Here is a 12375-nt window from a genome sequence, read left to right as displayed (position 1 = left end):
GTCTTTTTGAGACCTTTATATTTTTATTCTTTAGAATTTTGAACAGCTTGTAACCACTTACAATCTTCAGAAAGTCCTGAAACTCCCTTTTTAATCGAAGAACAATCAGCTTCCGTTGCCGCTTTTAAACAGGAAATGGTCCTATCAATCACCAATTTAGGTTCTTGCGTAGCTAAGGTATATACTTTGGATTCTTTAAATTTTTCTAAACAAAAATCCTTTCTTAATCTTTTTTCCAAAATTGCTTCCGAGTCAGAGTCCAAAGTTTTCATATCGCTGTCGGCGCATTGTCTAACCTTCTCGCAATACTTGGAAACCCATGCAAACCCGCTAGTATTCTCCACTCCATTCTGATCCGTTTTCCAAAGAGATTCCACCGCGGCCGGGGTCTTTTTCTTTTTGGAACAACCGAATGAAAGAGATACTCCTATCAATATGAGGACGAATCCGAAAGGAATTGCAGTTTTGTTTATTTTAGAGACCATTCCTTATTCTTCCTTACCTCGTTTACGAATAATGATTTCTATTCTTTCTTGAGAAGCCTTAACTTCCGGGCTGGGACCTTCTTCCGGTCCTAATTTTCGAAATCCGTGATATGCTTGGACTGAAAGTCTTTCTCTGGAGATCCCGTATTTTTCCGCCAATGTTTCCGCGATCAAACCAGCGCGATGAGCATTATACTCCCAAATATTCCTGAAACCTTGGCCCGCTTGTTCTGCATAAGGAACTTGGACCCGTAATGTGATGTCCACATCCATTCCCTGCGCAACCTCGGCCACTTTTTTGAAAGTAAAGTCCGTATCCTCGTCCGGATGGAATTCGCCCTCGCCCAAAGATGGAGCGAATACTTGGATACGGATCTCTTCTGTTTCGTTAATGCCTATGAATAATTTCGTTCTCTCTTTCAGCTTCTTTAATGCGTAAGAGATTCTCTCCCAGAATCGAAACATTTGCGTTCTAGGCTGTAATAAAGGATCTTCTTCTAATGTGATATTGGAACCTTCGAAAAAAGATTCTCCTAAACCGAACCCGCCTCTTACCAAGTCGGCAACTTGTTTCAGTTTGTTTTGGTCTACTTGGGAAATGGAATATAAAATAATAAAAAGCCCTAGAAGAAGGGTGATCATATCCGCATACGTTAAAAGCCATCTGTCCCGGTTCTCATCTCCGGCTTCGATAGGCTTTCTGTATCTTGAAAAACGTGATCTTCCGTTCAAGCGGACGGCTCCTTAGGCTGCTTTCCATTTAAGAAAGCGGACTCTAGATATTCCGTCTCTCTTCTCTCTACCTGTTCGATAAAAGAAACAAAAATTTCAGGAGATACGGGTAAAACCGCGTTGTATGCCTTCTCGACTGAATCGAATAAAATAGAGACTCCTAATAATGAGGCCATAAATCGAGCCGGCCTAATCAAATATGCAGAGATAGGTTTATGTGCTAACTCGTAAAATGTCCTAAGATTATGAAGAACGATCTCTAACTGCTTTTCTCTTTCTTCTTTATGGCCGTATGCTCTGTATAGATCGTCGTATTCTTCTCTAGAAAGTTTTTTGCCGTCCCAGTCTCTCTGGATGAGTAACTGCGCCATCTCCGAATCCAAATGATCCGTGAGATTGTTTAGTTCTATTAGAGTTTCTAGATTTGCCCTGGTGGTTTCCTTCATCATACCTTTTACTTTTTGGTATGTGTCCAAGGCGAGATGCATCCAAGCTTCCTTGCCATCTAAGTTGTAAATGGTTTCGAAAAAATATTCCACCATAGAGATCGTTTCTTCCAGATGAAAATAGTCCGCGTAAAATTTGCGAAATCTTTCTACCTGAGCTCGAACGATCTCTATCTTGGCATGTTTAAGTTTATGTTCTTCGAAACTACTCACGATATTATCCGAATATTATTTGGACTTTCCTCTCGATACCAATGGTAAAGGATAACTTTTAAAACCTTGTTGGTCTATTTCCGTTTTTACGGAACTGAAATCAGTCGGAAGATTGATCGTATCTCTATAAGACTTGGAACTAGAACGCACCAATAAATTCGGAATACCATCAGTCTCCGGAGTATATTTAAAACGGACTCCATACTTATGATTTCTTGCCCAACCTTCTTTCGTGATCTCTAATAGAGGAACCTTGGAGTTTATATATTTTTTTTCGAAAGAATATACGGAAGATCCAGGAGGATAATACCTTAACCCTTCCTTGCCTGAATCTATTTCTACTTTCCCACCTTGCGGAAAGGAAAGACTAATGTATGTAGTGCCTGCATATGATCCTCTGTTCTTGAACCAAATAACTACTTCGGACACAACGCCCTTTTTCCATTCTGTAGGAGCTTCTAAACTCAGTAAACCTGGCGCGGCCACACTCGGAACGTCAGGAACTAACTCCCATCCGTTGAAATTAAAATTCTGAGCGTAAGTGCGGTTGTTCGGAAAGATGGTAAGATTTTTTTCTTCTTTATTATAAGAGAAATCTATCCGCTTTGATTTTGCTAAAAACTGATGGTCCTTTAGGGAAGCGAGCCCATCTAAAATTTTTTCACCCTTGCGGATTACATACGGAACGGAAAAAAGACCTAAAGGAGGTTCTTCGCTTAGAACTTCTAAAAATAGAGAATTAAAAGAATCTCCCGGAAGTTCTTCCATTAGAATTCTCTTAACTACATATCCGGATTCTTTCTCGTTTTCACCCTCTCCGGCTTTCCATGTGGAAGCTTTCGGATCATACGCGAAAGGACCTATGTTCAGTAGATTAAATCCTATCTTGGACTTGAGTGTCCATTCTCCGTTTTGTTTTTTGAAAACCGCTAGAATCTCTTCGGTACCGTTACGAACTAAAGAGAAAACTTCCAGATCAGGGTCCTCGTCCAGGTTGCCTAGTTTTTTGAGAACCACGTCCGGGCTTTTTTCTTCGGATTCGGGAATGGTCAAAGAAATGATCTTGGAATCGGATGGTGTTTTTGAATTACAAGCTACGAGAAGAATGAATACTGAAAAAAGGATCAATACTCTGGAAAAAAAAACGGAACGAAACATATTCTGAACTACAGCTTCTTTCCGCGAAAATCAGATGTCTATCGATTTCCTAGACCCTAACTAGCCCCCATGCCGAATACATTTTTTACGATCCTAGCATTTGTAGTACCATCGTATTCGTCCGAATAAGCTCCTAAAGCCTCTGCAAACTCTTTTGACAATCCGGCCTTAGTTCTAAGCTCCGGAAAATATAAAAATCCCTTTGCTCTTCTGGGAGTGAATGGATGGGTCAAAAGCTCCAGATACTTTTCCCATTGCGCTTCTTGCGAAACTCCATCCGAGAACACAATCTTGACTCCCCTTTTTACATGCCTGATCTCATCATCATGAACGATCTGCATGATATCGGCCCGCTTTTGGTCCCCAAATTTTTCGAACGCTTTTTGGTAGATCATGGAAAAATCCAAATTCGCACCTTCAAAAGAAAGAGCCATGATCGCAAAAAATTTCTGCAATGTCTGCATGTTCGGAGTTTGTTTCCAGAAGATATAATTGAGAGGACGATCCCCTAGGTCCATTCCCCATTCTCTTATAGAATCTAAATAAAGTTTCAAATGTTTTTGTTCTTCCAGAATAGTCTTGTACAAACTTTTACGTACGGAAGAAGGAGCATCCTGAAATTTTAATATAGCCCAGGCAAATATCTCCACAGCCATAAGTTCATGATTTGCAAAATGATGTAGGGAAAGTATCCGATTCTCTTCGGAATTCAAATGTTCCACTCTCGGCATTTTCGATTTTTTATCCGAGAAAATTATTTTAGAAGATCTTTCAGGCCTATCTTTAGGAATAAAATCAGGCCACAGAATATCGTCCGGTATTTTTTCCGGAGAGTATAATTTATCCTCTAAATTGGGAGAGCTTAAAAGAAATTGGGCGTATTCGTTTAAAGTCAAGGTCAGTGTTTTTTAGAATCGAATGCTAATTCGATAATGGACCCGCGGATACTTGAATCGGTAGGGTCGGAGGAAATTCTTCCTTCTTTACAATGATACATGATCTTCACCGAGTCCATTAATGATTGCATGATGAGTAAACCTTTTCCCAAGTTCCTATGCTGGGTAAGTTTTCCTCTATTAGGAAGCACCTCACATTTTCCTTCTTGGTAAGTTTTTACTTTTTTTAAGAACTCTTGGAGAGAAGAAGGTTTAGCTTCCCTTACTTGCTCTTCTATCTTTTCTTTTTTCAGACCGGAACCATAGTCCACGATCCATAAAGTGAACTTAGAATTGTTCACGATCCATCTGCAGATGATCGTTTCTTCGGAACTAGAATTATAATTTGCGGAGATGGAGTTGGTGAGAGCCTCGTCTGCAGCTAGCTCTATTTGCTGGATATCTTTGGAGATGAATGTATTCTCTTCTAGGGACTCACGAAGCGCTCTTCTAAACTCCCGAATACTAGCTAAGTCGGGAGGTAAGAACATAACGTACGAACCCGAATGATGCCTTACCAAAAGTGAATCGGCCGTATCCCTCATTTCTTATCTGAGAAGTCCTCTAGTATATTAATACAGACCGAAAGGGGGGTTTTGCAACAAAAAACCCCTGAAAAAATCCTAAGGTAAAGAAATTCCTACTTGTACCGCGATTTTCTCTATTCGTTTGAGTAGCTTTTCCTTCCCTAAGAGAGGGAATAGGATAGGTAACTCAAGTCCGTGAGCTTTTCCCGTAGCGGAAACTCGGATCGGCATAAACAGGGCCTTTCCCTTTTGTCCGCTCAGCTCTCCCGCTTGGGTCATTAAAGCCTTATAATCTTCATCGGTTTTGGGATCCGACTTTTTTAATAATTCGTAAAATGTAGAGACAACTTTCGGAGAAAATTCTTGGGAAAGAATTTCTTTCGCTTCTCCATCTTCCACTTTTAGGTCGGATACGAAAAATTCTGCGATATAGTCAGGTGCCTGGCGTAAATTATCCAAATACACTCTAACACTATCCACCAAAGAATGTAATTCTTGGTTCTTTGGATCTCTGTATTCTACCGGAATATCCGTTCTGTTTTCCAAGAATGGGGCCAGACTTTCCGCGACCTTTTGGATCGGAAGTTCCCTAATGTATTTATTAGAAAGCCAATTCAATTTGGACTTAGGATTCATCGCTTCAGCGATCTGGTCCAGGCTCGAGAAGTTAGTCGCAACTTCTTCGTCTCCACCTTTCGGTTTTTTGAATACGTCAAAAGTAGAAGGAGATTTGGAACAACGATGTACATCGAATGTTTTAGGAAGAATATCCCCTGGCAGATATTCCTGACCGTCGGGAGACGTCCAACCGAGTAATGCCATATAGTTCAAGAATGTCTCAGGCAAATAACCTAAATCACGAAACGCTAATATAGAAGTCGCTCCTGCACGTTTGGACAATTTTTTACCGTCCATTCCCACAATCTCAGAAGCATGGGCAAACTCAGGTACCGGAAATCCCAATGCCTCATAGATCAGGATCTGGCGAGGTGTGTTAGAAAGGTGCCCTACGCCACGGATCACATGAGAAATTTTCATGAGCCCGTCGTCTACAACCACAGCATAATTATAAGAAGGAAAACCGTCTGATTTTACGATGATGAAGTCACCGATCAGTTTTGTTTCGAACTTCACTTTTCCTTGGATGATATCGTCGAAGATCAAAGTTTTAGAAGGAGTTTTGAAACGAACAGAATAAGGAATTCCTGCTTTCAGTTTTTCCTGAACTTCCGCTTCGCTCATGTTTGCATGAAGTCCGTCGTAAACATACGGCACTCCCATTGCCTCTGCCTGTTTTTTCTTTGCTTCTAATTCTTCTTGGGTACAAAAGCAGCGGTAGGCTTTTCCTTCGGAGATCAACTTTTCAGTATATTCTTTATATATGGAGATCCTTTCGGATTGAACATAAGGACCGTAAGGACCTCCTACATGAGGACCTTCGTCCCATTCTATCCCTAACCATTTTAAGGATTCCAGGATGGTTTTAAAAGATTCTTCGGTGGATCTGGCTTGATCCGTATCTTCTACCCTTAATAAAAATTTTCCGCCTTGGGCTTTGGCGTATAAGTAATTGAATAAAGCGGTTCTAGCTCCGCCTACATGAAGGAAACCGGTTGGTGACGGTGCAAACCTGGTCCTAACTTCCTTATTTTCTGGCATTGTCGTAATCTTTTAAGAGGATGATTGGATAGTTCTTCAAATCGGCCAAGGCAGTAAACGGAATATTATTCGCAGCATCATAAAAATGCATGGATACGAATTCTTCCCTTCTCTTTTGTTTCCATTGGGATACGTTCTTTGAGGACAATAGATCCTCCGGAAGAATTCCCCAAGCCCAATGGTATTCACCTTCCCCTCTGAAGGTCCAAACCGGCAGTCTACCTTCTATCAAATTTACGTACTGGAATATTTGGTTCTTATAATCGTAGTCCGCGTAAGGAAAACTTCTACCACCCGGGCTAGTATAATCAGTACTCAAACTGGTCCGGCTATTGCGCACATTTTCCCAATTCAGTTCTACGTTCTTACCTAAGTTTCTGTATTCTTTAGCAACCCATACAATCCCTGATTGGGAAAAATTATAGAGGATCCCCCAATCGGAAACATTGAGTTGTTTAGGAGAGGAAATTTGTGTCCCGGGTTTGAGACTTTCTCCTTCCCAACTCCAAGAAAGAACACCTTGTGGATGAAAGGAAACTTGTTTAGGAAAAGAATATTCTCCATCTTCCAATCTGGCGGAACCGGAGAATAAGGAGGCCTTAAAACTTAATTTCGGAAAAACAATCCCTTTAGGAAGAGAAGTATGAAAATCTTCTTTTGTTTCCCAAAGATCCACTTCTCCAGTCCAAATTTTTTCTTTAGAAGGGAGAGTCTGTAATACTAAATATCTTAAATGACCAGGTTGGTTCCGGAAAGATTCAGAACTAGCCGGGATCGAACTAATATTAGAATAGATCCGAATGCTAGGAAGATCGGAGACCAAAGGTTTTTCTTCCGTCCATTCCGTCAGAAGAGAACAGGACATTAGAAAAAAGAAATAGGTCAGACCTAGCGATAAGAATGTTGCTGTTAAATAAGATCGAGACTTCGGTTCCAAAAAAATACAGCCGGAAAAAGAGGATTTCTTGAAAAACTTCCCGGTTTTGTCCGAATCTTCAAGGAAAAACCGGGAAATCTTCTTTCCTTATCGGTGTTTCCCAACGAGAAAGTAAGAATTACTGCAACTTGAGTCGATTTCTTCCTAAAAAGTATGTACGAATTCGGGTAGTACGTTAAAAGGTTGACAGTAAAACCGTCCTAAAATCCTTTGGCAATAAAAGTCCCATGAAAGATTCCAATAAATCAGGCAAAGAAAACTTCCCTAAAATACCATTTGAGGACCAAGTCAACGACGATCAGAGAAAATATTCTCGATACGTCTGCGATTCCAGGGCAATTCCTCACGAAATCGATGGTTTAAAGCCCGTACAGAGAAGAATTCTTTGGGCTATGTGGAATTCGGACGCACGTAACCGTTTCACTAAGACTGTTAAAGTTGCGGGACTCGCAATGGGATATCACCCTCACGGAGATAGATCCATCCAAGACGCTCTTTCTCAGATGGCTCAGGATTTTACATTCGCAAACAATCGACCTTTAGTTGCAGGTGAAGGAACTTTCGGAGATGTTTTGGATCCCAGTGCGATCGCTTCTCCTCGATATACCGAGGTAAAACTTTCAGACTTCGTAAAAGATCTAGGTTTTTTCGAAAGTTTGCCTGATATAGATTACGTTAAAAATTACGACGAGACTGAGGACGAGCCGATCCACTTCGTAGGAAAAGTTCCGATCGTTCTTCTGAACAATATTATGGGAATCGCAACCGGTTTCCGTTGTTTCATCCCGGGCCACAAACTTTCAGATATTATAAATTCTCAGATCAATTATCTCAAAACCAAAAAGCCTCTGCCTTTAAAACCTTGGTACAAGGATTATAAAGGCGAAGTGAAAATGGCAAAAACCGAAGCGGGCAATATCACAATGACCACTACTTTCGGTTTTACTTGGGAGGGAGACACTCTGTATCTTACGGACGCTCCTATGAACTGGAACAGGGAGAAGGTAATCAATCTTTTAGATGATATTCTGGAAAGAAAGGATTCTTGGCTGAAAGACTATGTGGATCATTCCAGCCAAACCTTCCGTATAGAACTGAATTATAAGAAAGGAGAAAAACCTAGCGCGAAAGAGATCGCAGCGGTAATCTCCAAAGAAGATACACAAACTCTAGCGAATAACGTGATCACTTACGATGGTCGTCTGAAAAACTTCGGACCGGAAGAGATCATCAAACGTTTCTGCGATTTCAGAAAGACTCACTTGATCCGCAGATTCAAACGTTTGGCGGGTTTGGAAGAAGAGAAGATCGAAAGAAACTCCGAGTTGATCCGTTTCATCAAAGAAAAATGGAACGAAAAAGTGATCGGGATCAAATCTAAGAAGGATTTCGAAGACAAACTTCAAAAGGCAAAATTTAAGTACTACGAATGGTTGGCTTCTATCCCGATTTACAGAATGACTTTAGAAGAAGTTCGCAAATGTGAAGAAGCTATCGTAGAGGCAAAAACCGCCCTTTCCAGGTACCAAGGACTTGTGAAAGAAGATAAAAAATTAACGGAATTCATGGTCGGGGAATTAGCCGAGCTGAAGGATAAATGGGACAAGGAATGAGCACTGCTAAAACCAAAACCGAAAAGAAGCCCGCGACCGGAGGGGAACGGAACTTCAAAAAACTCTCCAACGTTGAACACGTAAGGATGAGAACCGGAATGTGGTTGGGGCAAAACTCCGCTTCCACATTCGAGCAGCATTTTTTCCGTAAGAATAGCGGCAATTTGTACGAGATCGTACATGAGGAACTTGAAGATGTTCCAGCCAAACTAAAATGTTTGGACGAAGCCTGTATGAATGCGGTAGACGAGTACCGCAAGAACCAAAAGGACAAAACAATTCCTGAAAAGGATAAGATGTCCAAACTGATCATCCAACTTTCTTCCGACAAAAAGACTGTAACTGTTACAGACAACGGAAGAGGTATCCCGGCAAAGAATGCGGAAGGCGTGTATCTGCATTTGATGTATGGAGAGAACTTTGACGACCATGTAAAACAAGACCATGTGGCAGGTCAAAACGGTGTTGGTATTTCTTTGGTAAGAATGGTTTCTTCTTACTTTAAAGTAAAAACTACAAACGACGGAAGCACTTTTAAAAAACTATTCACTCTTCACGAAGACGCAAAAAAACAGATCCGTTCTTATAAACTTTCTAAAGAAGATACTGAAAGAGTTTTCTTATACTTTGACGAGCACGGAAAATTCGACGATTGTCCTCTTCTTACAAAAGATCAGATCGAAAAGTTAGTTCCGATCGCCAAAAAAACGAATATGATCGAAGCGATAGAGAAAGCTTCTAAAGAAGATCACGGAACTTCCGTCGAGTTCGAACTGAATCCAAAATATTTTAATAATATAGATACTTCCTTTAACGTAGATCTGATGAAACAGTATCTACAAGACATCGCAATGACCAATCCGGGATTGGAAGTGCAGTTCGTTCACAAAGGTAAGAAGGAAAAGTATAAGTTCAAAAAAGGTTTGGATGAGATATTCTCTCATTCCGACCTGACTTATTACAAAATGGATTACAATGCACCTGCTACCGGATCCCAATTACATCTGGAAGCTTATTTGGTGATCGGTCAGAATAAGAACCTGACTTGGGTAAACTCGATCTTCGCTCCTCAAGGCGGTTCTGCGATCGAGTACCTAGAGAACAGACTATGCGACGAAGTCCGTAAAAAAAGTCAGATCGTTTCTTTAGAGAAAAAGCTCAAAACAAGCTGTACTCGTAACGACGTCAGAAACTGCTTTCACATGTACGTAAACATGAGGCTTTTGAACCCTCGTTTTAAATCCCAGGACAAATCCTATCTGATCAACGACTTGAACGAGGACATCCGTAATGCGGTGGACAAACACTTAGATAAGTTCATTAAAAAAACCGGATTATTGGAAGAAGTTAAGCTCCAAATGGAGAAAAGAACTCAGCTAAAAGCTTTCGAAGACGCACAACGCGGACTCAAAAAAGCAAGTAAGATGAATATACCTAAACTCATGCCTCCTACTGGAAAACCAAATGATCCTGGTCGAGTTTTATTCGTGGCAGAAGGGGATTCCGCAATCGCAGGTCTTCGTCCTGCAAGAAATCCGAAGCTTCATGGTCTATTCCCCCTCAGAGGAAAGCCGATGAACTGTAAGGGTGTTTCTCTTGCAAAAGCGATCGCAAACGAAGAGTTAAAGAATATAGTAGCGATCTTGGGACTTCCTCTGGATCAAAAAGTAAAATCTTTAGATGAACTGAATTACGAAAAAGTAAGTATCATCACGGATGCGGACTTTGACGGATACGCAATACGTTCTTTGATGCTTTCATTCTTTTACGAATATTGGCCTGAACTTTTCGATTTAGGGCTCATCCATATTTCCAGCGCTCCTTTATACGAGGTGGATATTAAAGGTGGAGATTCTAAAAAAACAGAGACGATATTCTGTATCGACGATAAGGATTATGACGCTCTAGTCAAACGAGTGGAAAAGTCCGGGGGCCAAATCGTCCGTAAAAAACGGAACAAGGGACTCGGAGAGACCGGAAAAGAAGCAATGAAGTTTGCAGTAGATGAGTGTATGACTAGGATCACCATCGGGAACAAAAAAGAGGCTTCTAAGATCCAGAACCTTTGGTTCCACAAAGACTTTGCAGAACAAAGAAGGGACGCAATCTCCGAATACGCTATGAGCGTAATCGAAGACTAAACGAGATTTACCGCCTTGATCGCAGAGCTCAGGGCGGCCTCTACTGTTCCTGTAATTTCTCCTGTATGTTCTCCCGCAAAGAAGATACGATCGAACGGTTTTCGTAGAATGATCTCCGATCCGAAACTTCCCGGCGGGAATTCAGCGATCCCGTTCGGTACGTAATCCTTTTTAGCTTCCGTAAAATAGAATCTTTGGATCTGTAGATCCTTTTTCAAACCTAGGCGATCCAAAGTAAGACGAATATATTCCACCTTTTGGTCTTGGCTGGCAGAATCAAATACGGAAAATCTATCTCCGTTTGCGATCACTCCTAAAACTTTATCCGAAACATCGGATTTGGTTCCCGCATCATACAAGAATTGAGCTGCCGCATCGGAATGAACTGCAAATGGGGATGATTCCCAGGGAGATTCCTTTAAAACCAAAAACAGTTTATAAATTTGAGAATAACGAACTCTTAATGCAGCGAGAAGTTTTTCCTTATCCAATCCAGGATTCCATTTTACGTTCGAGATCTGGTTCGCAGGTAAAGTGCAGATACAAGTAGAACCGGTAAACTTTCTTCCGGAAGCTGTAGTAACCGTAACCCCTGTCGAATCCTGATCTACGGAAAGAACAGGATCAGAAAAAACAAACTCAGTATTTTCGATATTCATCACCAAAGTTTTCGCTATACTTTCCATTCCACCTTCTACCCTGCTATTCCTTTGAGGAAATTGTGCAAGATCGCCCAAAACTTTTTCGGCGGATAAAACTCGGATACTATCTCCATAGTGAAGTGAAAGTTTATGACCGAGCAAGGTCAGATCTTCTGGACTGACTCCTTGATATATTAAATAATTATAAAAGCTAATACGATCTAACGCCTGCTGCTGAGAGGTATCTAATTTAGAATTTTGTGATACAAGCTTATTAAGGATCTCTTGGGACTTTGGGGAAAGTTCCCAAGTACCCGCTTTTTTATAAGTCCCTAAGAACAGATCCGGGACCAAAGGAGAAGATTGCAATTTTAAACCGAGTTCCCTAACTAAGCTGCGAACTGTTTTATCTTCCGAAGATACCCATTCTGCTCCTATATCGACAATGTGACCGGAAGGATCTTGTATAGATCTTACTCTTCCACCCACTCTGTCTGTGGCTTCAATCAGAGTAACCTTACTTCCGGTTTTTCCTAATATGTATGCTGAATAAAGTCCTGAAAGTCCTCCGCCGAGTACGATCACTTTTTTTCCGGTGTTCGTATTCTGAGCGGATAAATTTCCCTTACGACTTCCTAATAAAGCTGCGGCACTTAAAATTCCGGCTTTCAGAAAAGTAGATCGGGTAATTTTCATCGGATTCCTCTTGGAAGTTTTATTAGAACTCTCTCTTTTATTTTCGGTCTATGAAAGATCTTTCCCGATTTTTTTGCGGAATAGAATGTCTCATCGAGCTGAAATTATGTACCGAATCCTTCCTAATCGTTCGTATGTCTAAAATATCGCCGATTTATTCGTATATTGCAAGGAATAGATAGCTTTCTTACT

At 40.9% G+C, this 12375-nt stretch carries 11 protein-coding genes; 2 read left to right on the top strand and 9 right to left on the bottom strand.

The annotated features are described in order from the left end of the window. Positions 1-23: 23 nt before the first annotated feature. The 8 genes from LEP1GSC185_RS03810 to LEP1GSC185_RS03775 form a co-directional block, all read right to left on the bottom strand. Positions 24-485, bottom strand: a complete 462-nt coding sequence (locus tag LEP1GSC185_RS03810; RefSeq protein ID WP_008594813.1) for an LA_2478/LA_2722/LA_4182 family protein — start codon at positions 483-485, stop codon at positions 24-26. A 3-nt stretch (positions 486-488) separates the two neighbouring features. Further along, positions 489-1217, bottom strand: coding sequence for a flagellar motor protein MotB (locus tag LEP1GSC185_RS03805; RefSeq protein WP_008594955.1), 729 nt, complete (start codon positions 1215-1217; stop codon positions 489-491). After that, the gene (locus LEP1GSC185_RS03800) at positions 1214-1876 is read right to left on the bottom strand and encodes an FFLEELY motif protein (RefSeq protein ID WP_008595691.1); all 663 of its coding nucleotides are present in this window, start codon (positions 1874-1876) and stop codon (positions 1214-1216) included. Before LEP1GSC185_RS03800 ends, LEP1GSC185_RS03805 begins: the two co-directional genes overlap by 4 nt. 15 nt (positions 1877-1891) lie before the next feature. After that, the gene (locus tag LEP1GSC185_RS03795) at positions 1892-3034 is read right to left on the bottom strand and encodes an LIC13341 family surface-exposed protein (RefSeq protein WP_008594170.1); all 1143 of its coding nucleotides are present in this window, start codon (positions 3032-3034) and stop codon (positions 1892-1894) included. A gap of 56 nt (positions 3035-3090) precedes the next feature. After that, a complete protein-coding gene (locus LEP1GSC185_RS03790) occupies positions 3091-3930 on the bottom strand; it encodes a DUF455 family protein (RefSeq protein WP_008594021.1) in 840 nt (279 codons plus the stop codon). Positions 3931-3932: 2 nt separating this feature from the next. After that, on the bottom strand, positions 3933-4514 hold the full coding sequence (locus LEP1GSC185_RS03785; protein WP_024863895.1) for an ATP-binding protein: 582 nt from the start codon (positions 4512-4514) through the stop codon (positions 3933-3935). Between the two features lie 78 nt (positions 4515-4592). Continuing rightward, positions 4593-6155, bottom strand: coding sequence for a glutamate--tRNA ligase (gene gltX / locus LEP1GSC185_RS03780; RefSeq protein WP_008593767.1), 1563 nt, complete (start codon positions 6153-6155; stop codon positions 4593-4595). Continuing rightward, positions 6142-7092, bottom strand: coding sequence for an LIC_13346 family putative lipoprotein (locus LEP1GSC185_RS03775; RefSeq protein WP_008594765.1), 951 nt, complete (start codon positions 7090-7092; stop codon positions 6142-6144). Before LEP1GSC185_RS03775 ends, gltX begins: the two co-directional genes overlap by 14 nt. A gap of 227 nt (positions 7093-7319) precedes the next feature. On the opposite strand from LEP1GSC185_RS03775, the gene LEP1GSC185_RS03770 reads away from it, so the two are divergent. After that, a complete protein-coding gene (locus tag LEP1GSC185_RS03770; RefSeq protein ID WP_008595655.1) occupies positions 7320-8705 on the top strand; it encodes a DNA gyrase subunit A in 1386 nt (461 codons plus the stop codon). After that, entirely contained in the window at positions 8702-10846 is a 2145-nt protein-coding gene (locus LEP1GSC185_RS03765) for a toprim domain-containing protein (RefSeq protein ID WP_008594120.1), read from the top strand. Before LEP1GSC185_RS03770 ends, LEP1GSC185_RS03765 begins: the two co-directional genes overlap by 4 nt. Here the strand turns inward: LEP1GSC185_RS03765 and LEP1GSC185_RS03760 are convergent. Beyond that, positions 10843-12183 (bottom strand): flavin monoamine oxidase family protein, encoded by a 1341-nt coding sequence (locus LEP1GSC185_RS03760; protein ID WP_008593931.1) that lies wholly within the window; start codon positions 12181-12183, stop codon positions 10843-10845. The two genes, LEP1GSC185_RS03765 and LEP1GSC185_RS03760, sit on opposite strands and share 4 nt — an antisense overlap. Positions 12184-12375 lie beyond the last annotated feature (192 nt).

Source organism: Leptospira licerasiae serovar Varillal str. VAR 010, assembly GCF_000244755.1.
In the GTDB taxonomy this organism is placed as follows: Bacteria; Spirochaetota; Leptospiria; order Leptospirales; family Leptospiraceae; genus Leptospira_B; species Leptospira_B licerasiae.
This window is presented reverse-complemented; position numbering and strand designations above follow the sequence as displayed.